General features: G+C 42.7%; 24 protein-coding genes, 1 pseudogene and 1 riboswitch. Of the genes and pseudogenes, 22 read left to right on the top strand and 3 right to left on the bottom strand.

Features of this window, described 5'->3' with window-relative positions:
- The 14 genes from MAHAU_RS11965 (at position 1) to MAHAU_RS11900 (ending at position 10,658) form a co-directional block, all read left to right on the top strand.
- A complete protein-coding gene (locus tag MAHAU_RS11965; RefSeq protein WP_013781988.1) occupies positions 1–927 on the top strand; it encodes a type II secretion system F family protein in 927 nt (308 codons plus the stop codon).
- A complete protein-coding gene (locus tag MAHAU_RS11960; protein WP_013781987.1) occupies positions 924–1,676 on the top strand; it encodes a type II secretion system F family protein in 753 nt (250 codons plus the stop codon). The genes MAHAU_RS11965 and MAHAU_RS11960 overlap by 4 nt, the downstream gene beginning before the upstream one ends.
- Before the next feature lie 30 nt (positions 1,677–1,706).
- Complete coding sequence (locus tag MAHAU_RS11955; protein ID WP_013781986.1) at positions 1,707–2,108, top strand: hypothetical protein; 402 nt, start codon at positions 1,707–1,709, stop codon at positions 2,106–2,108.
- A complete protein-coding gene (locus MAHAU_RS11950; protein WP_013781985.1) occupies positions 2,105–2,560 on the top strand; it encodes a hypothetical protein in 456 nt (151 codons plus the stop codon). Before MAHAU_RS11955 ends, MAHAU_RS11950 begins: the two co-directional genes overlap by 4 nt.
- A gap of 50 nt (positions 2,561–2,610) precedes the next feature.
- Complete coding sequence (locus MAHAU_RS11945; RefSeq protein WP_013781984.1) at positions 2,611–3,504, top strand: CpaE/TadZ family protein; 894 nt, start codon at positions 2,611–2,613, stop codon at positions 3,502–3,504.
- Positions 3,504–3,941, top strand: coding sequence for a prepilin peptidase (locus tag MAHAU_RS15130; RefSeq protein ID WP_013781983.1), 438 nt, complete (start codon positions 3,504–3,506; stop codon positions 3,939–3,941). The genes MAHAU_RS11945 and MAHAU_RS15130 overlap by 1 nt, the downstream gene beginning before the upstream one ends.
- A gap of 15 nt (positions 3,942–3,956) precedes the next feature.
- Positions 3,957–4,970: a ParM/StbA family protein gene (locus MAHAU_RS11935; protein WP_013781982.1), complete on the top strand. Its 1,014-nt coding sequence runs from the start codon at positions 3,957–3,959 to the stop codon at positions 4,968–4,970.
- A 471-nt stretch (positions 4,971–5,441) separates the two neighbouring features.
- A complete protein-coding gene (locus MAHAU_RS15615) occupies positions 5,442–5,720 on the top strand; it encodes a hypothetical protein (RefSeq protein ID WP_148258425.1) in 279 nt (92 codons plus the stop codon).
- A 10-nt stretch (positions 5,721–5,730) separates the two neighbouring features.
- Positions 5,731–6,255: a hypothetical protein gene (locus tag MAHAU_RS11925; RefSeq protein WP_013781980.1), complete on the top strand. Its 525-nt coding sequence runs from the start codon at positions 5,731–5,733 to the stop codon at positions 6,253–6,255.
- 281 nt (positions 6,256–6,536) lie between these two features.
- Complete coding sequence (locus tag MAHAU_RS11920; RefSeq protein ID WP_013781979.1) at positions 6,537–7,505, top strand: hypothetical protein; 969 nt, start codon at positions 6,537–6,539, stop codon at positions 7,503–7,505.
- Complete coding sequence (locus MAHAU_RS15125; protein ID WP_013781978.1) at positions 7,502–8,179, top strand: HD-GYP domain-containing protein; 678 nt, start codon at positions 7,502–7,504, stop codon at positions 8,177–8,179. Before MAHAU_RS11920 ends, MAHAU_RS15125 begins: the two co-directional genes overlap by 4 nt.
- Positions 8,180–8,360: 181 nt before the next feature.
- Complete coding sequence (iscB, locus tag MAHAU_RS11910) at positions 8,361–9,854, top strand: RNA-guided endonuclease IscB (RefSeq protein WP_013781977.1); 1,494 nt, start codon at positions 8,361–8,363, stop codon at positions 9,852–9,854.
- A gap of 141 nt (positions 9,855–9,995) precedes the next feature.
- Positions 9,996–10,211 (top strand): LexA family protein, encoded by a 216-nt coding sequence (locus MAHAU_RS11905; RefSeq protein WP_013781976.1) that lies wholly within the window; start codon positions 9,996–9,998, stop codon positions 10,209–10,211.
- A 225-nt stretch (positions 10,212–10,436) separates the two neighbouring features.
- On the top strand, positions 10,437–10,658 hold the full coding sequence (locus MAHAU_RS11900; RefSeq protein WP_013781975.1) for a hypothetical protein: 222 nt from the start codon (positions 10,437–10,439) through the stop codon (positions 10,656–10,658).
- Between the two features lie 60 nt (positions 10,659–10,718).
- Here the strand turns inward: MAHAU_RS11900 and MAHAU_RS11895 are convergent.
- The 3 genes and pseudogenes from MAHAU_RS11895 to MAHAU_RS11885 form a co-directional block, all read right to left on the bottom strand.
- Positions 10,719–10,919 (bottom strand): annotated as a pseudogene (locus tag MAHAU_RS11895) (manganese catalase family protein); the annotation flags it as partial.
- Positions 10,920–10,923: 4 nt separating this feature from the next.
- On the bottom strand, positions 10,924–11,205 hold the full coding sequence (locus MAHAU_RS11890) for a spore coat protein CotJB (protein WP_013781973.1): 282 nt from the start codon (positions 11,203–11,205) through the stop codon (positions 10,924–10,926).
- A 13-nt stretch (positions 11,206–11,218) separates the two neighbouring features.
- Positions 11,219–11,413, bottom strand: coding sequence for a spore coat associated protein CotJA (locus MAHAU_RS11885; RefSeq protein ID WP_013781972.1), 195 nt, complete (start codon positions 11,411–11,413; stop codon positions 11,219–11,221).
- Between the two features lie 148 nt (positions 11,414–11,561).
- On the opposite strand from MAHAU_RS11885, the gene MAHAU_RS11880 reads away from it, so the two are divergent.
- The 8 genes from MAHAU_RS11880 (at position 11,562) to MAHAU_RS15120 (ending at position 20,865) form a co-directional block, all read left to right on the top strand.
- Positions 11,562–12,140 (top strand): nucleoside recognition domain-containing protein, encoded by a 579-nt coding sequence (locus MAHAU_RS11880; RefSeq protein ID WP_013781971.1) that lies wholly within the window; start codon positions 11,562–11,564, stop codon positions 12,138–12,140.
- Entirely contained in the window at positions 12,137–12,661 is a 525-nt protein-coding gene (locus MAHAU_RS11875; protein ID WP_013781970.1) for a spore maturation protein, read from the top strand. Before MAHAU_RS11880 ends, MAHAU_RS11875 begins: the two co-directional genes overlap by 4 nt.
- A gap of 97 nt (positions 12,662–12,758) precedes the next feature.
- On the top strand, positions 12,759–13,487 hold the full coding sequence (locus MAHAU_RS11870; RefSeq protein WP_013781969.1) for a 2-phosphosulfolactate phosphatase: 729 nt from the start codon (positions 12,759–12,761) through the stop codon (positions 13,485–13,487).
- A gap of 131 nt (positions 13,488–13,618) precedes the next feature.
- Positions 13,619–13,757, top strand: a riboswitch (cyclic di-AMP (ydaO/yuaA leader).
- A 438-nt stretch (positions 13,758–14,195) separates the two neighbouring features.
- Complete coding sequence (locus MAHAU_RS11865) at positions 14,196–15,911, top strand: type 2 periplasmic-binding domain-containing protein (RefSeq protein ID WP_013781968.1); 1,716 nt, start codon at positions 14,196–14,198, stop codon at positions 15,909–15,911.
- 102 nt (positions 15,912–16,013) lie between these two features.
- Positions 16,014–16,976 carry an ABC transporter permease gene (locus tag MAHAU_RS11860; RefSeq protein ID WP_013781967.1) on the top strand — a complete coding sequence of 321 codons (963 nt, stop codon included), beginning with the start codon at positions 16,014–16,016 and terminating at the stop codon, positions 16,974–16,976.
- A gap of 21 nt (positions 16,977–16,997) precedes the next feature.
- The gene (locus MAHAU_RS11855) at positions 16,998–17,903 is read left to right on the top strand and encodes a carbohydrate ABC transporter permease (protein WP_013781966.1); all 906 of its coding nucleotides are present in this window, start codon (positions 16,998–17,000) and stop codon (positions 17,901–17,903) included.
- A gap of 204 nt (positions 17,904–18,107) precedes the next feature.
- Positions 18,108–18,983: an aminoglycoside 6-adenylyltransferase gene (locus MAHAU_RS11850; RefSeq protein WP_013781965.1), complete on the top strand. Its 876-nt coding sequence runs from the start codon at positions 18,108–18,110 to the stop codon at positions 18,981–18,983.
- A 199-nt stretch (positions 18,984–19,182) separates the two neighbouring features.
- Entirely contained in the window at positions 19,183–20,865 is a 1,683-nt protein-coding gene (locus tag MAHAU_RS15120) for a sensor domain-containing diguanylate cyclase (protein ID WP_013781964.1), read from the top strand.
- Positions 20,866–20,881: the final 16 nt, after the last annotated feature.

Here is a 20,881-nt window from a genome sequence, read left to right as displayed (position 1 = left end):
ATGGCACAAATATTATTAATATCCTTTACAGCCGCGATGGGCGGGTTTGTACTCGTTGTATTGTATCAATCGTATAAAGCATATAAAAAGCAAAAGCTTATTGAGCGTTTGCAGCGCCAAATGGTAGCTCCACAGGCTAAACCGTTCAGTCTGCTGGAATTATTGGGTTATAACAAGACAGTTGATAAGTTCCGGGAATTATTACGTAAGGCGGGGTTAGCGAAAATCAACGCCGAAGATGCTTTGCTTTCGCTTACAGTATTGTCCGTCATACTGTTTGCCGTGCTTAACATTGCCGGCATGGGCTGGCTGAGCTTTTTGCTGCCGATTGGGTTGATCATTGTCATACCGTGGGTATTAAACATGATCGGCACCTCCCGGCATAATAAGCTGAACAAACAATTTGCAGAGGCGGTACAGGACATGGCTGACCGGCTCAAGCTCGTGCCTAATCTGGAAAACGGCATAAGAGAAACAGCACAGATAACCGACCAGCCGTTACATGGGGAGCTGGAGAAAATACTTCATAAACTGGATACCGGGATAGGTATAATACCTGCGCTGAAGGATTTTGCCCGGGATTCGGAGAGCACTATGATAGACTTTTGGGTGGACAGCATAGTCTTTGCTTATCAGATGCGGGCTTCGGTAGCTGATGTTTGTGAAGAAGTGTCGCAAAAAACCAGAACACGGCTGAAACAAAACAATCAAGTGGCGACTAAGTTATCCGAGATAAAAAGCATGATGTTGTCTATTGCCGGCATCATGATTGCGTTGATGTTTATGGTATATTCCTCATCTCCGGAGTATCTCAACTCATTTGATACGTTATGGGGCAAAATCGCTTTGATATATACTGTGATAAGTTATGCCGGGTCTACTTTGTATATACTGAACCGGACAAACAAGGAGGCGACCGAGATATGAAAGCGCAGTTTGTCAAGAAATCAACGGCTGAGAAGATTGCCGGCAAAAGCATTATTGACAAAATAGACCGTACGTTGCAAAACACGGGCGGAGCGCGGTTGTTCATATTTGACGCTAAAAACGCAGCCGAGTTATTTTCTGCGGTGTTAGTATTAAGCGCGTTAATGTCCATTATACTGGTTTTCGGCCTGATGCGCGGTATCAGTCCCACCATATTATTTATCGGCCTGGCCGGATTCGGTATTACCTTATATGTAGGTTACCAGAAACCGATCGACGAGTTTAAACAGAGGCTTATGAAAGATAACGAACTGCCCACCGTAGTTAATCTGCTTGTGCAGGGGTTATCCGTCGAGATGCCGGTAGAAAACATATTGCAGTATATAGCCGACAACAAACACGGTGCCATGCGCGATATCATAAAAGGTGCTATTGACAACATCAATCTGGGTATACCGCTCGAACAATCTTTGCAGGAAGCCGCCGAAAAAAGTATGAACAAGTATTTCCAACGCGTGACAAGGATACTGACAAAATCAAAAGAATCATCAAAAGGATTGGCAGCACAACTGCAAGATGTGCTGAGCGATATGGAAGAAGAAAGGCTTAATACTAAGCTCAGCCATGTAAATATGCTGGACAACGCGCTGTTTTTTGTTGTGTTTCTCGGTTATTTTTTACCGCTTATAGTGATGATACTTATGCCTATGATAACCAGTATGGGGTTTCTCAACTTTTTCGCGCAATAGTAGCAGGCAAATAACAGAAAGGAGGATATAATGCTGAGAAAATTAATAACCGACAAGCGGGGCGTGTCCGAGCTGGTCTCAACCGCTGCCGTATTGCTTATTTTGTTTTTGCTAACAGGTATGATATTACAAATGATGGCTTTGGGTACCGCACAGCTTACCGTAACGGCATCGGCGTTTTCGGCGGCACGTGCGGCTGCCAGAAGCGAGGCCCCGTACGAAACGGCAAAAGAGGCGGCGGAACGTTACGGTACCGGGTTTTTAAAGGACTGGATTGACAGACTGAACGTAACTCTTACCGCTCCCGGCGGGTTTGACCCCGGGGATAGAATAACCGTGGAAGTCACATATGAAGTACCTCCTTTGTTTTCGTATTTCCCATCACCGATTGTTAGGGGGGAAAGCACGCAGATAATGGAGGAGATCCCATGATTAGAAAGTTGTTTCGTGACAAAAGCGGCGTATCCATGCTGGTATACGGGTTTATGATAACAGCCATAACACTTATGCTTATACTCCTTCAGTTTAATACAATGCTTTTGTTAAACGAGCGCAGTAAGATAGACAACATAGGAGACGAGGCTGTTACCAAAGCGGCATGGGACATATACGAGGTGGCTAAGGAAGAACTGGAAACAACAGGAGTAATCAGCAATAAACCGGAATATATATCAGCAATAGAAGACAGCGTCAGAAACGTATTTTCCACGTATTCAAAAAATGTAACATCACTTGCCGTCACAATAGACGGATATCATCTGACCATAGAAGGGATCGTATCCGAAAACAGGTATAAAAGCCCGGATTACAACAACCCGATTTCAACACCGGTAGAAATCCCGTTCAAAAATACGGCGATCATAAAAGGAGTCACAAAAAAATAACAGGAAAGGAGCAAACCCGTAGCAAAGAAAGATACGGGCAGTTAAAATTTATGGAACTTTTAATTTCGTCTAATATAAATAGTATACGTAAGGTGTACAACAAAGACCTTGTGGTCACCACATCCACCGAATCGGCGGCCATATTATTGGAAAAACATAATTACGATGCTCTGATATACGATGATGCGGATATCTCACCATTAACGGGAATCGCATCACGTAAAGGACTTACCATATATCCGTATAGCGAGTACCTGTCTACCGGCAATACGGTATCGAAATTAACCGCCACACTCAGGAAGACATTGTCAAAGCCAAAAACTAAGCGCGTATACAAACAAACGATAATAAGCATATGGTCGGTTAAAGGAGGAGTAGGAAGGACTACACTCGCTAAAACGCTGGCTGAGACATTGCCTACGGACCTGAACATATTGATACTTGATTTAAACTTCCAGGACGGCGGCAGCGACTTAAGTTATATGCTTCATCTGCCGGTGCTGCCGCATATGGGCATGTATCTCAAAAACCGTACAAAAGAGGCGTTTGAAGCCAACCTCGTTGAATTCAGGAATAACATATATATCATGCAGACCCCGCCCAGGCTTAACCTTGCGGAAGGTATAACACCGGGTGATATTAAGCAAATGATAGATTATGCGAGAACAATGTTTGACTTTATAATAATCGATTTGCCCAATAAAGAAGACGAGCTGGTACAAGCCGCTCTCCAGGCATCCAACAAAGTACTCATGCTGACATCGGCCACCGAAGGTGAGATAAAGCGCATTATGGAAAACTGCCGTGATTATGACTATACACTGGTGGTGACAAAACCGGCCAGCAGGATGTGGCGTACTTTAATCGGGGTATTAAACGCTCCTGTTATTCAAGTGGACGACCTGGACAGGGATGCCGAACAAATAATTGCGGAGGTGGTCTGATGCCGCCTGCCCATATTCTGCTTATGTTGCCGATAATTATTTTATCAGGATACGCAGCGGCAACCGATCTGAAACGCAGGGAAATAGACCACTGGGTACCCCTCACTGTAGCGGTATACGGCACACTATACCAGCTTTTATACGCTCATCGCCTGCCGGAAGCATTGATATGCACCGCTGCGGTATTTGCGGTACTGTTTGCCGTGTTTGCGGTATCAAACGGTGGTTTCGGAGGCGGAGACGTTAAACTTTTGACATCGCTGGCCTTATTTTACGGCTCGAATATATTCGTTGTTGTTTTTGCGTCCTGTATCATAGGCGCAATATACGGCGTAATCCGGGCAATTGTTACAAGACGGGGGCTTAAGACGGAATCACCGTTTGCTCCCGCGGTATTTCTGTCAATTGTGGCCATGATTCCATTAATCGGAGTTTGAAAGGAGTTTTCACAGGTGAATATAGGAATAGACATAGGATATGGATATACGAAAGCCGTGGGTGATAACGGCAAAAAAGTCATGTTCCCGTCGCTGGTAAGCCGTGGATACGACAGGCGGCTTGCCGATATATGGGGCGGCAGCAAGGATCCTCTTGACTTACTGCACATAAAGATTGTGGACGGAACGGACTACGGCGAGTACTTTGTCGGCAAATTAGCCGAAAAACAAACGTCGGCGGCCTTCGTTCTGGCAGATAATAAGCTTAACATGGATGATACCAGGGTGCTTCTGGCAACCGGTTTGGCTCTTGTTTCAGCAGATGATACGCCTGTTAGCATCGTAACCGGTCTGCCGCTTGAACAGTATGTGCATCAGAGAACTCAATTCAGCCAAATGCTCAAGGGATACAAAGCCGTTTTGACTTTTATCAATGATGGTACGAGCAGGGTAGTCGAAGTATCCGACGCGATCATTTTCCCGCAGGCTGCCGGTGCAATATACTCGGTTATTATGGATGACCCGGATAAATACCTGCTGGAAAATTCGTATGTGGGCCTGATAGATATCGGCTATAAGACAACCGATTTTGTAGCGTTCTCCGTAAATGACACTTTCTCGCTTGAGGTGGAGCTGTCCGGCACAATAGATATCGGCATGTCAAAGGTACTTGAGGCTGTTGATAAGCTGTATACGCAAAAAACCGGCGGTTCCAAGCTTGACACGGTTGATCTGCTGAACCTGTCACGCAAAGGCAGGATATTTTATATGAACGATTACCTCGACATAACCGACGATCTTACGGCAGTCCGGGCAGAAATAGCCAAAGCGGTGCAAAACAGGGTCAGGGGAGTATGGGGTGATAAACTGAATCTCTTCAATACGATATTCATATCAGGGGGCGGAGGAATAGATTTATACCCTATGTTCCGTACCTTTCATCCGCGGGTAGCGCTTATGAATGATGCACAGATGGCAAACGCAAACGGCTTTCTGAGAATTGCCGTTGAAAATTCCAGCAAAATATAACCAAATATTAAGTTTGTAAACATACTTTAAGCCGCTCTGTAAGCGGGTTTAAAGGTACTTTTTTTGAAAAGTGTAAACATGGAAATCAGCACTTAGCGGAGAAATGTTTACACTTTTTAATTTTATAGCCTTCAAATATGCATAAAACAGGGAAAAAAAGATGTTTACAACCAACTGGAAAAAAATCAGCCTTTTGCCTGTTGACTTGTAAACATGCTCAAAACTGCTTGCATAGCGGGATATAAGCCGCAAAACCGTGAAAATGTTTACATGGTTTGTAAACATACTTTAAGCCGCTTTACAAGCGGGTTTGAAGGTACTTTTTTTGAAAAGTGTAAACATGGAAACTGGAGCTTATCAGGAAATGTTTACACTTTTCAATTTTACAGCCTTCAAACATGCATAAAACAGGCAAAAAAATATGTTTACAACCAACTGGAAAAATCAACTGGTAAAAAGAAAGGTAATGCTATGGTCATATCGGTACGTGTAAGCGAAGAAAAAGACAGCGATATATATGCGGTATTGTCAGCAATGACCGGTACGGAACGCGCAGAATACATAAGGCGTGCAATTCGGTTTTATACCGAGCTGGGCAGAATAGATCAAAGACTGGATAACATAGAACAAATGCTGACCGGATTAGTCCAATCGGGTACCACACAGCATATACCTGCGGTAAAACCACAAGAAATATCGCCTTCTAAAAAGAAAATACTGGATGGTATAAACGACATCTTCAATATGTAAGGAGAAAAATATGGTTTATAATGATGACTTGGACAATGTCTGCTTTTATTTGGAAAAGGCCAGGACGGAACTGTACAAAACAGTTCAGCTTCATAACAGGAATGCTATCGGGCAAAATGATCCGGCCGGCTGCATAGTCCTGCCGCCGGATGACTGGAAAGCCGAATATGACGGTCAAGTAATAACAGTCCATATACCGGACTATGTGCCTATGACACGCAAGCGTGTACCGGGCGCGTCTGATCGTTGGGTCGCAAATACGCGGGCTGTTTTATGGTCGCTGCCGGTTTGCCCGAAATTTGATAAAGCTTTTATCTTAATCAAAATATTCGCGCCTGCCACAAATTGGGATGCAGACAACAGAGATGTCAAAGCAATAATAAATGGTATAGTCAGAGCACATGTCATTCCCGATGATACTTGTGAACATATGGCCTATGGTGTGGATGGCAAACCAGATGAAAAACCTCATACCATCGTGCATATTTTTTCATATGATCAGTTAGCTGAAATACTTCCCTCTTTATGTAAATAACGGTAGCACGATAGGCCAAAAAAGTATGGATTATTACCCTAAAAATCCATACTTTTATAATTCCATACTTTTGCGCTTATAATAAAACTGATAAAGTCAACGTTTAGCGCCTGTTTTAATAGCCTGAAATTAAGCTTCCAAACGAGCACGATATACTCAAAAGCAAGGTTAGTAGATACGAGGTAAAACATAACGATTTAGGTTACAGTGATAACAACGGTTATAAATAATTATAGATAAGTATTGCATATTTATTCAAGTTAAAGGAGTGAAGATAAGAAGTGAAAAAGAAGCAGCGGGTCAGAATCACAGAGAGGGATTTTGATTTGCTAAAGCATCTTGGTGAGTATTGCGCAGCGACAGTAGACAGCGTAGGGAAAATATACGGTACTTGCAAATATCACCAAACAAGGATTACAGCGCTGGACAGGGCAGGATATATTCGCAGGAAAAACAACCTTGTGTATTTAGGAGAAGCCGGGAAGCGATATTTAGAAGAACAGGGTTTGGAGTGGCGCAGTTTACCGACTGCAAAGAGCTTAAAGCAACGCAATCCAAGGATATCAAGTATGGCGATAGAATTTACAGGGAGCAAATGGCAGTTTATTCCGAGTTGGGAGATAAAAAAGGACAAAGAACAAGCTATAATGGGAGGGCGATTGCTTGGCATATTAAAAGACCGCAGCGAATACGCAGTATATAACATCGGTACGAAACCACAGGAGAAAAGCTTATACAATCTGAAACGGGAAATGGAGAAACTGTCGGTGATGTACGGTATCAAAAGAGCAGTGATATTTTACGAAAGCGAGGCGGCGAAGGAAGCATATGGCGAAGAAGCGTTAGGACTGGAAGAGCAGTTATTGTTACCATATAATGCCGATGGGATAAATCTTATGCGAGCATATGGAGAAGAAGACTTGATAAAGAAAGCGGCGCAAATAGCATATGCCCATGGCGGTCCTCCGCAGTGGCCGGCAGCGGATTACACGGTAGATAATGGGCGGCAAGCAGTAGTGCTTGTATTAAATGACATAGAGAAGCGGGCTAGGCTGAGTGCTTATTACGAAATGACAGCGGCAAGATATACGCAAAGGCAGCCGATATCAATTATATGCCTTGAGGGAGAAGAATCGTTTTATACCGACAAATACCCGGGAAGCGAAATAAAAGCAATCGACTTGGGGCAATTAACAAGCGGCACAAATAATGACAATGCAAGTGTTGTAGGTGGTGTAGCGATAAAATGAGTATAATAAAAGAAGAAGCTGAAGAATTTGAGAGAGTGGGGGTCGGTTTACGGTTAGACGACCCCTATATCTGGTTTCATGGCAGCAAAACGGCAGCGATAGTGTACAAGATATTGGAGCATCTGAACATGTCGGATGACGAAGCGAGATGGACATTGGAAGCGGCACTGTTGCATGACATAGGAGTAACCGATCTGGGCTGGGACATCAGGGGCAGGTGGCCGATAAAGCCGGGCACGTGGCTGGAAGAGGAAGAGTGGGACGACATACTGGCTCATCCGCGGCTGGGATATCGTGAAATAAACAGGAAAGAATACCTGGGCAATATCTTACCCGGCATATTGTATCATCATGAGAGGTGGGACGGATATGGGTATCCGGAAGCACTGAAGGGTGAAGAGATACCGTTATCGGCACGTGTGATAGCGGTGGCCGATTATATGGACAGCCTGGCGGCACCCAGAGGGACAAAGATAATAATGCCGGTAGAGATAGCGTTGAAGAAGATAAAAAAAGAAGAAGGCAGGTATTTTGAACCTGCGGTAGTGGCCGCTCTAATGCAAGTTAACGAAGGGGAACTGATGGATATACTTATCCAGGATATAGCAGACAGCGTGGACGAACGGGAACTGAAATGGTATAAAAAGAAAGTCAACTACTCTTCAATAAATTGAGGAGCATACAGCCGCGTGGCTGCTATGTTGCATCTTAGGATGCGGTAGTTGAACAGGCTGGCTGATACGGCTGCGCACTCCGGGATGCCACTCCCAGTCCCGGGCACTGATGAGCCGTATCAAGCCGGGGGAGACCTACCAACCTGTGTGGTTGAGTATTTACCTTGAGAGAGGTGGAAAGATGGTATACGTTATATCAAAAGACGGAAAACCGCTCATGCCGACAAAACGGCATGACAGGGTAAGGATATTGCTGAAACAGAAGAAAGCATGTGTAGTCCAGAGCAAACCGTTCACTATACAGCTTTTATATGACAGCACAACATACACGCAGGATGTGGCATCTGCATATGACACGGGGCGCACACATCAGTCCATCACGGCTATTGACAGCAGCACAACCGATGTTTTGTACTCATCTGTAAATCACTGCCGCAACAAGGACGTGCCCAAGCTGATGAAAGAACGCAAGATGTACCGTATGATAAGGCGGCATAACAGGCGCCGGAAGAAAATAAGGCGTGCTATTGCGAATCATACTTATTTCCGGGCGCCAAGAAAAGTGGTACAGCCCGGAACTAAGGAGCCTATAACAGCAAAGTATGTCAAGCCGAAGCAAGCGCGGTTCAGCAACAGGAAGAGGCCGGAAGGCTGGCTTACGCCGACAGCCCACCAGCTTTTGCAGACTCACATCAACTATTTCAATAAAGTTGCGAAGATACTGCCTATCAGGAAGGTGGTGCTCGAGTATGGCAAGTTTGATATACAGAAGCTTGAGAATCCCGATATAGCAGGAAAGCAGTATCAACAAGGTACGCTGTATAGCTACAACAACATGCGTGAGTATATTATAGCAAAACAGGAAGGTAAATGCCTGTTATGCGGCAAGCGCAAGATAGAGCATTTGCACCATATAGTCCCGCGCTCAAAAGGCGGCAGCGATACCTACAAAAACATAGCGGGGTTATGCGGTAAATGCCATGAAAAAGTGCACAAAGATCCTAAGGCCAAAACGAAGCTGGCGCAGAAAGCAGCCGGCGCGGCTAAGGAGTATGCTGATCCAAGCATACTCAACATCATCATGCCGTATCTCTATGAATATCTTAAGTCAAAGCTCGGCGAAGAGAACGTAGAGATACGCTACGGGTACGAAACCGAGACAATGAGACGGCAACTGGGCTTGAGTAAGACGCATTACAACGATAGCTATGCGCTGGCGCTTATGGGAGCCGGGCATATAAGCCGCATAGAGAAGATAAAGCCGTATGAGTATAAGCAGTACAGGCGTCATAACCGTAGTTTTACAGATGCACAAAGAGACAGGCTATACAAACAAGACAGCAAGATAGTGGCGAGGAACAGGCACAAGAAAACCGAGCAGGAAGAGCCGTCGCTTGAAGAATACCGGCAGGAGATAGCAGAAGCTGCAGAGAAGGAGGAAGCGTCATGTGCCATATCCGGGCTGAAAGTATACAGGGCTGTCAAACGGATGAGAACGCCCGCCAAAGACGTACCGATAACAAGCGGAAGCAGCGTATTGTACAAAGGCCAACGCTTTATTGTCAAAGGCATTTTACACAAAGGGCAATCGTTGTTGTTGGAAGGACATGACGGTTATGTGTCTACCGGCAGTTGCAGACTGATGACGAGGAATACAGGTATAGTATGCTTGTGATACGGCTGCCTATCATCTCCTCAATAAATAGAGGAGTGTTCTCGGCAGAATTTCATAAAGATGAGTATGTAGGTAAAATATATTGCAAACAAACACATGTTCGCATATAATAATATACGAGTGAGAGGAGTGTGTCGAAAAATGTCAGAATTAACGGAAAATCAGCAGAAAGTGTTAGAGGTAATCAAGGAGTTTCAAGCAGAACACGGGTATCCGCCTACAATCGACGAGATGGCCGGGATGATCGGGAAAAGCAAGAGCACGATATACGGATATCTGATACGACTGGAAAAGGCCAAGGCGATACGGCGTAAGGCAGCGAGTCCACGCGCGATAGAAATTGTTGCGACAGGTTAGGAGACGCGGCAAGTCAGCAACTGATCGTTAATTAAGGAAACGTCCAAATCTTAATCCCTTGCGGAAACAGTGCTCAAATGTAAGCACTTTCCTTTTTGAACAAAAGGATGACTTTTATTTCACAAGCAATATTTGTGGAATGAGAACCATCCTTTTTTTTGTCGCAAAAGGCAAAAGTGGTTCATATTTATATATTAACATTTGAGTTAAGGGAGGATAAGGGAATTGAGCATAAATGCGGTACAACAGATTGACTTAAATCAGAACGATGTTGTTGACGGCGAAATTGTTAAAGAATATAATATAGGAGATACAAAGATTAAAATATGCAATGCAGAATATAAAGATAAAACGCCGGAAGAGATAGACTTGATATTAAAAAGAGTGGAAGCAATAGGTTGGGAGATCGTTGAGCAACTTGCGCATAAAAACAGGCTTAAGGGATAAATGCTTTATAGCATTGGCGCAACTCATTTTGCTTGGGTCATATCATTGATAACATGTCGGCGCGAATTCTTCGGTGCCTATATCGTTCAATGTGGCTATAGCTTCTGGGGTAGGCATGGCATAGCGCTGAGAGAGGTAGCGCAGAGATGCTGCTAATTCTCCATCAGGGCCGCCATATTGAGATAATATATAACTGGCCATACGGGGATCAGTCTTTTTTATCTTTATGGGATATTGTGCTTTCTTTTCATAAAACCACATATTCCTATTCCTCCTTTTCTTGGGCGGGGATTATATCTTGTTGCCATGGCCATGGTTCTTCTATCCACTGCCATGGGTAGCGGCTGAAAGACCCACCGAAATTGCTCAAAGGTCCATAACGCCGTTCATATTCACTTTTAGTTCCCATGAGCTGCCTTGCGTAGTAGTTATACTCGTTGAGAGCCCTTTGATCATTCGGATGCGTGTTCAGGTATAGGTTTAATTCCACAGCCATAAATTCTATGGCCCTTATTTGATTTAATAACTCTGTTCTATTATCAGACATTTTATCTTCCTCCCTATGCCTTTACCTTGTTATAGGGCTTTACCAGTTCAGGAAACATGGTGCCGTTTTTTAACGCTTCCATAGGTGGAAAGCTGTTTGTATAGCGCTGGTACGGTACATATGCCTCGGCTAGCCCTGGATACCTGTCGCCCGGGAAAGGAGGCTTTTGTGGAGCATTTTGCTCATAGTTTGAATAACCGTTATTCATGGCTATTCCCCTTTCACAATATATATAGTCTATATATATTTTATTCGAGTGCTATAAAAGTGTTACAGGCGCTTGTTGAATAAAACCACCTTCTGCCGAATATATATTAATCGAGTATATATTGCAAAAAGCAGGTGGGGTGGACAGTGTGATAAACGCCGTATGGGCTGTGATGCTGGCAGTCGGTATAATTGTAGGTTTGCTGAACGGTCGGGCTGATGCCGTTACCAAAGCGGCTATAGACGGAGCTTCGCAGGCCGTCGTAATTTCATTTGGCCTGATAGGTGCATATGGTTTATGGTTGGGCATAATGGAGATAGCGCAAAGAGCGAGGCTAATAGATGCGCTTTCGCGTGTAATGCGCCCCGTCCTGCATATATTATTTCCTCATGTGCCCAAGGGCCATCCTGCTATGGGCGCTATATCCATGAATGTAATAGCTAATGTTTTGGGCTTGGGAAATGCCGCTACGCCGCTTGGTATAAAGGCAATGCAGCATTTACAGCAATTAAACCCTCATAAAGAGACTATCAGCGATGATATGGCTATGCTGGTAGTTGTAAATGCTGCATCGTTGCAGCTCATACCTACCACAGTAATAGCCATGCGCAGCAGTGCCGGCTCTTCTGATCCGGCCGGTATAATCGGTACAACGCTGATAACCACTTTTTGTGCAGCCGTGGTCGGTATATGCGCAGCTAAGATACTGGAGAAGGCCATATATTGAGGCTCGTATCGTCATGGCTGGTGCCGCTTTTTATTTTTTTTGTGCTTACTGCGGGATATATACGCGGGGTAAAGGTTTATGATGCCTTTGTGGATGGGGCTAAAGATGGAATAGTGACGGTTTTTAAGATAATGCCCTATCTGATAGCGATGTTTGTGGCTATAGAAGTATTTCGAGCGTCGGGAGCCATGGATATGCTGGCCAGCTTTGCGGCTCCTGTATTAAAGCCGTTGGGTATCCCATCGGAAGTATTGCCGCTTATAATAGTACGGCCGCTATCCGGCAGTGCCTCATTGGGCGTGCTTGGCAATATTCTGTCTGCGGCAGGCCCGGATTCCTACATAGGCAGAGTAGCCTCTACTATGATGGGCTCTACCGAAACCACTTTTTATGTATTGACCATCTATCTCGGAGCGGTTGGAGTGAAAAAAAGCCGCCATGCTCTCCCAGCCGCCGTTATGGCCGATATCACAGGGTTTATTATGGCAGCCATAGCCGTGCGATGGATATTCGGCAATTGAAACTTGCATGATGCTATACAAGAATGTATAATAAAAAAGCTGGAGTTTTTGTATACAGGAAGGAGGGGCAGCGGTTATAGCCGCGTGCCAATTGTCCATGAATCTTAGCGTTTTTGCGACGGAAAATAGCATACTGGAGAAAGAATTAAAAGGGAGGGTAGCCGTTGTAATAGATGTGCTTAGGGCTACGAGCACCATTGTTACAGCATTGGCCAACGGGTGTAAAGAAGTAATACCGGTTATGGAGATAGAAGAAGCCGTAAATATGGCCAAGAACTATGATAAAAATATGTTTTTATTAGCAGGCGAACGGGGAACTGTCGGGATAAACGGTTTTCATTTGTCCAATTCGCCGCTCGAATATACTGAAGAAACTGTTAAGGATAAAACTATTATAATAACCACTACTAACGGTACCAGGGCTATAAGGCGCGCTTATGAAGCGGCCGAAGTAGTGATAGGCTGTATGCTTAACGCTGCGGCGGTAGCCAAACATTTGTGTCAGGAGAATAAAGATGTGGTCATATTATGCGCCGGTACAGATGGCAAGTTCTCATTAGACGATGTGGTTACTGCAGGAATGGTAGTATCGTATATATGCCGCAATAAGGAAGAGGTAGAGCTCGACGACCTAGCGCTGACCAGCAGATACATATATGAGTTAAATAAAAGCGATCTGAATAGGCTGTTGAGCCATACATACCATTATGGAAAGCTTATGGAGGCCGGATTTGAAGAGGATATAAAATATTGCTTAAAGAACGATGTTATAGATTTGGTGCCGCATTATGAGAATGGCATTATAAGGAATAAAGGTAACAGGTAGCAAGAATGAGCAATAAAGAGCATAATGCATATTATAGTGTATAAACGACGGATTATGGACTATAATCGCCAATTATAGAACTTGAGTCATTAGCCTTCATGTTATATAATAAATTTGTTAAAAGTTAATAAGTTCGTTGAGCGCTTAATTTTCGGCATTATTGCCGTAAAGCGGGGGAACCATCAGATGGGGCGTATTCCGTAAAGGATAGAGCAACTCTTTCAGCTCGAGCCCGTCAGCTAACCTCGTAGGCGTTGAAAGGGAGTGGAACGGATTAAATAAGCCGCGGTAACTCCGCGGTTTTTATTTTGCCTTTTATTGTATGTAGGCAAAACCGATATGGCAGCGAGCTTTTAAAGCTTGACATAAAACCCACCTTTTAGAACCCTGCAGCATGTTTCTGCAGGGTTTTCTTTTTGGTTGAATATATATCTAATGGATAATTTTGAATTTATGAATTTGTTCAATATTACAATTTTAAATTGTGATAAATGAACAAAAAATATTTGACAACTTATTTAGCATATACTATAATTATCTCAGTTTTGGATGGGGAGGTGTTGTGTAGGATAAGTTATATGTGTGAAACTAAAATAATTGTAAGGGTGAGGTGATGCCTTATATTTATTTGTTGAGCTTTTGCATTATTGTTTATAGGAAATATTTTTATAGAGTTTTTATTATTAATAAAAAATGGAGGAGTTATATATGAGGAAGAAAAAATTATTTTCGTTACTGGCGGCAATTCTTATTTTTGCTGTTCTAGTGGTTGGATGTGGGACAAGTAATACTTCTAATGATTCTTCAGATAATTCTGCGACAAATGATTCCGACAAAGCGTCTTCAAGCGACTCGTCAAGCGATGGAACGCTCGAACCATATACATTTACGCATTACTTCAACTATGATTATTGGGGTATAAAACCATGGGCTCAAGACGAAGTGTCGAAGACTCTTAAAGAAAAATTTAACGTTACTGTTGAGTTCCAGAAGCCGGATTCCGACCCGCAGGCAAAACTCAATGTCATGATATCATCGGGCGATCTACCTGATTCCATAATGATGGATAGGGGTGCGGATAATATAAAAATGGCTCGTTTAGGTTTGTTGCAGCCCTTGGAGCCATTTATGGAGAAAAACCCTAATATGCAACAAAACCTCTTGCCTAATACCATAGATATGTTAAAGATAGACGGAAAGCTTTACGGTATACCTAACTGGCCGAGAACAGCAGCTACGGGAGGCAATAACGTATGGATCTACGATAAAAAGTTATATGAAGCCGCTGGTAGTCCTAAGCTTGAAACGTTTGATGATTTATATAATTATGCTAAAAAGATAAAAAGCGATGTTCCTAAAACAGCAGACGGAGCGCCTACTATTCCATTTATAACAGACTATACTCCCGACGGCAATATGCTGGCGGGTGCATTCTATCGTTCCTTTGGTGGTGTTCTGACCAATGGCTGGTACACTGTTCTAGATAAAAAATATCAGTTTGTTTTCAAAGACCCTGTGTTTAAACAAGCCAGTATGGAGATAAATAAATGGTGGCGCGAGGGACTCATATCGGAGACACAATTTACCGATACCAAGGATCAGATACTTGAGAAAATAGTGGCGGGGCGAACAGCTTTGTTGTATTATGATCATTCTCAGGATTCCACTAACAGGTTCCGCCGAATTCTAAAAGAAAAATATCCGGATGACAGCTATGAAATAGTTCAACCCAATCCTTTCCCACCGGCTAATGGTTTAAGCCCAAGTGATATTTACGGAGATATCGACACATCTGTAGGCTGGAATGTTACTTGCATAACAAAGAACGCTAAAAATCCGCAAAGGATTTTCGACTTGTGGACATACTTTTATACTCCAGAGGCAGCAGTATTGCAGATGTATGGCCCAAAAGGTGAACTGTGGGATGAAACAAAGACCAGTGAAGACGGGCTGCCGATACCTATACTGAAAAAGCCCGAGTCTGAGTTTACGTCGGATGAAATGAATCGCCTTGGGTTATGGTTTTGGATGATACCCGGTCATAGCGATCATATCGACAAAATAAAATTTGCTGTTAACGATATGCAGCCCCCGGAAAAGCAGGATTGGGTAATCAGTACTCAAGCGCACATTCTGACCCCCACAAAGGTTCTCAGCGATGAGTTTACAGGGATAGCCGATGTCGTGGATCCTCAGAGCAATGAAGGGATTCAGAGAACGTTGATTGACAATTATATTAAAGAGAACTACCCAAAGGTTTTAATGGCTAAATCACAAGCGGAAGCCGAAGCAGCCTATAATGAAATCGTAGCTTTTGCTGATAAGAATGGCCTTTCCAAAATAGAAGAGATATATGATAAGAAATATCAAGAAAATGTTTCAAAAGTGGGTACGGTTTTAACCAAGGGCCGCTACAGTAAATAAGAAATTAAATCATTTACAGAGGAGGCCAATAGTTGTCTCCTCTGTAAGCTATCCGTTTAATTGGTTTACTCATACGAAATCAAAGGGGAGGAGTTTATGTAAATGAGCGGTCAAACTGCACTGCAACAGCCGAAGGTTTCTAATAAAAAAAGTGGCTTGACGGATTTCATCAGACAAATTGACCTGCAATTCATGGTAATACCTGGAATCATATGGTTGATTATTTTTGCTTATATACCTATGTATGGTGTGTTGATGGCCTTTCAGGAGTTCAAACTGGGTGACTTTCCAGGCATGAGTCAATGGGTTGGATTTAAACAGTTCGAATATCTGTTTACGGATCCTAATTTTGGCAGAGTATTGCGCAATACGATAGTTATAAGTTTATTAAAATTGATAATTAATTTTCCGGCTCCTATTATATTTGCTTTACTGCTCAACGAATTGCGCGTTAAATATTTTAAGCAATCTGTACAAACCATAAGCTATCTGCCGCATTTTATATCATGGGTTGTTGCCGCAACACTCATGTTTGACTTTTTATCAGTGGACAATGGTGCGGTAAATTCATTGCTAATGTCGTTGGGCTTAATAGATAGGCCGATACACTTCTTTGGAGAGGGCAGATATTTCTGGCCAATAGCTGTTCTTACCGACTTATGGAAAGAACTTGGCTGGGGCACAATTATTTATCTCGCGGCTATCTCGTCTATAGATCCGGAATTATATGAAGCAGCCGATATGGACGGCGCGGGACGGCTTCAAAAAATGTGGCATATTACTGTGGCCGGCATTAGGCCTACTATTATTTTATTATTCATTTTTACGGTAGGTAATTTGCTTAATACTAACTTTGATCAAATAATGACACTGACCAGCCAAATGACTAATTCGCTTTTAATAAATTATGCCGATGTTATAGATACCTATGTATACAGAGTGGGCTTGCAGCAGGCGAGGTATTCATATGCAGCGGCGGCAGGTTTATTTAAATCGGTCATAAATATAGCGCTTTTATTAGGTGCTAATAAATTGGCTGCCAGAACAGAAAATGCACTATTTTAAGGCAGCGAGAGGAGTGAGATCATGCGCAGTAAATCCATTGGTGATAGAATATTCGATATAGTAAATGTAGTAATTATGCTCATAGTTGTGATTGTAACGCTATATCCGTTTCTTAATGCCTTGGCAATATCCCTTAATGATGCAGGCGATACGGTAAGGGGTGGCATAACTATTTATCCTCGTGTTTTTACGTTTCGTAATTATGAGCTTATTTTTCAAAATCCCTTGGTATATAATGCGTACTTTATCACAATAGCCAGGACGGTTATAGGCACAGCTCTATCTTTATTGCTGACCGCTATGTTGGCGTATGGGCTGGCACATAGGAACCTTAAGGGAAGAAATTTTTATACTATACTATGCCTTATCACGATGTTTTTTAACGGTGGCCTTATGCCAACGTACTTCCTTATAAAATCTCTGGGCTTGATGAATAATTTCTGGGTGTATATTATACCGGCTCTTATCAGCGTATGGAATATGATGTTGATGAGGACGTATTTTCAAGGCATTCCAGAGGCCTTAGAGGAATCGGCACGTATAGATGGGGCAAATTACTTCACAGTATTTTTTAGAATAATACTTCCCATATCGACTCCAATCGTAGCCACAATAGCGCTTTTTATAGCTGTAGGGCAGTGGAATTCATGGTTTGATGCTTTCATATATGTTACTAAACAGGAATTAAAACCAATGCAAAGCGTATTGCTTTCCATAATTTCAGAGGCGAGATTTGCCGAATCTATTGCTCAAAGCGCTTCGGGAGCCGGCGTAACTTTAGGGAATGTTGGCAGGACAGCGCAGGTGAATGTCAGGTCTATAACCATGGCGACGATGGTTGTTACTATAATCCCAATAGTTATTGTATATCCGTTTTTACAACGTTACTTTATTCAAGGTATTATGATCGGTTCGCTTAAAGGTTGAGGTTATGACAAGACCATAAGGATGAGCCCTGCAACATATTTCTGCGGGGCTTATTTTTATGTGGCCTTAATTTTGAAATATTTATCTTTTTCGTCTATGATGTTATAATCTTATAAAATGGATCTATCTGTAGGTCACTGTTTTTATCTGGTCTGCCTTTGCTTGGAAGGTACTTCAATAAACTCGTAAAGTAGGTGTTAAAGGATGAGAAGCGAAAAAGAAATGATGGAATTAATTCTGGGCGTTGCTGAGAGCGATGAACACGTTCGAGCTGTTTATATGAATGGCTCACGAGCCAATCCGAATATAACGAAAGATGCATATCAGGATTACGATATCGTGTATGTGGTAACCGAGACCAGATCATTTTTGGAAGATAAAGACTGGATTTCAGTCTTTGGAGAACTGGCTATTTGTCAGGAGCCCGACAAAATAGATTCAGTTTTAGGCAAAGAGGTTGATTTTAATAATTCGTATACTTGGCTGATGCTTTTTAAGGATGGCAACCGCATTGACTTGCATATCCAAACGAAAGACACTGTGCTTGAAGAATATACAGGGGATAGATTAACTGTTCCTCTTTTGGATAAAGATAATATTCTACCTGCGATTCCAGAGCCGTCGGATATTGATTATTGGATTCGCAAACCCACGGAGCCCGAATATTCGAGCTGTTGCAATGAATTTTGGTGGTGCCTTAATAATGTGGCTAAAGGAATAGAGAGGGATCAACTGGCTTATGCCATGTGGATGTATAATTCCCCTGTGCGGGAAATGCTCCATAAAATGATAGACTGGTATATAGGCATAAATACCAATTTCAGGGTTTCGGTGGGATATAAAGGGAAATATTATAAAAAATACTTGCCGGATGATTTATATAATATGTATGTAAGCACTTATTCGGATGGCGATTATTCTCATCTTTGGACAGCGGTATTTACGGCCTGTGATTTGTTCAGAAAGACTGCTTTGATTGTTGCTGAGCATCTTGGATATATATACAATTGTGACGAAGATGCAAATATGATGGAGTATTTAAGTCAAATCAGATCGATTTCACAAACGGTAAGTGGGTAGATAGACCTTTGGGGGCAGCCAGTAAATATTTCCTCGATGGTATATGAGAAATTCTATTCCGATTAATTACTGTTATAGCATTCATTGCTATTACATGCTGCAAACTAGCGCTGAAATTTCGGGTGTGTATTGCTATAAGCGCGTATATGATGCTACAATAGTTTTATTGAGCATTATGTACGAAAGGTGAAAGCTTTAAATGGTAAAACATGGATCATTGTACGCTGAAACATCGGTGTCTAGAATTATAACAACTATTCTCGTGTCTATACTTTTAGTATCAATGGTGATTTTTGCTGTTGTGTTAAATATTTATTTCAGACATTTTATATCTGATATCGTATCTTCCAGTTTACACAATACTACTCAAAGGCAGGTGGAGTATATAAACCTATGGTTTGACCAATATCTATTAAAAGTAAACTCTATGGTGCAGAATAAAGAGATACGCTCTCTTGACCAACAACGCATAGAGGCATTTTTAAGTCGGCAGCACGACGACAATATCATATTCGATTCGCTACTATATATAAATCGTGAAGGGTATTCGATAGTAAATACGAGATATTATTCAGGAATATATTATGGTGACAGAAATTATTTTAAGTCTGCTATAGGAGGAAAGTCTTATATCGTGGGGCCTATGGTTAGCAGGACCGCAAACCGGCCCGTTTTTGTATTTGCCGCCCCTGTAGTATCAGATGAAGCCGATGCGCCTGCCGGTGTTGTCGTGGGCGTGATATTTATGGATAGCTTGGCAAGCAGATTGAATGCTGTAGATCCTGCCGTTAATGGCATAACTTATATACTTTCGTACAATGACATGATAGCTGTGGCCGATGGTATCAGTAATACTGCTGCTTTCGATACCATAGGCGAGAAATATATGAGGGACGATGGCATAAAGGCAGTATTATCCGGAGGCACAGGTGTAAAAAGATATGCCGGTGTTGATGGGAAGGCGGTGCTTGGTTCATACAGATGGATTGCTCAAAGGAATATAGGCATTGTTACCGAGGTACCTGTGCAAAACTTTTACGACAGGGTGATCTCTATGACTTTTACGGCAATTGGATTAATCGGTATCGTTTCGGCGGCCATGCTTATACCATTTGCAATATTTATGCGGCGCACAATTGTAACGCCATTAAAAGAGGTGGCGTACAGGGCTTCGCGTTTAGCCGAAGGTCATCTGGATGAGCGCATGGAATATAGAAGCCGGAATGAAATAGGGCGTGTGGCTGAGGCGTTCAACTATATGGCCGATAATCTGCAGGCTTCTTATCAGGAATTGCAGCTTGATAAAGAGGAATTGGAAGCACAGCAGGCCGAACTTATTGAGAAAAATTCCTTGCTGGAGCGTCTCTCGATAACCGACGCGCTGACCGGATTATATAATCGCGGTTACATGACCAATCGCTTGGCGGGGGATCTATCATATTCCCTGCGATACGGACAGCCGTTGTCGTGCCTTATGATGGATTTGGATTTCTTTAAAGCAGTTAATGACATGTATGGACATCAGGCGGGCGATCTTGTGCTGAAACAGCTCGCGCAGATAATAAGCATGAATGTTCGCAAGAGCGATGTTGTCATACGATACGGCGGTGAAGAATTTCTTGTTATATGCCCTAATACCGATGGAAATGGAGCTATAATGCTTGGAGAACGCATAAGACAAGCCGTTAGGGAGCATGATTTTGATATAAGCAATGGCGGCAAGAGGATACGTATGACTATAAGCATAGGAGCGGCATGTATCGAACCTCATGACATAAAAGATATCGTCCAGGCTGAGCGTGATATAATAGCTCAAGCCGATAGTGCTTTGTATATGGCGAAAGGCGACGGACGCGATAATGTCAAGCTGTTTGCAAAGTAGTATAATATATATTGGG

Source organism: Mahella australiensis 50-1 BON (assembly GCF_000213255.1).
Classification (GTDB): Bacteria; Bacillota; Clostridia; order Mahellales; family Mahellaceae; genus Mahella; species Mahella australiensis.
Note: the sequence above shows the minus strand (reverse complement) of the source record. Positions and strands in the feature narration are given on the sequence as shown.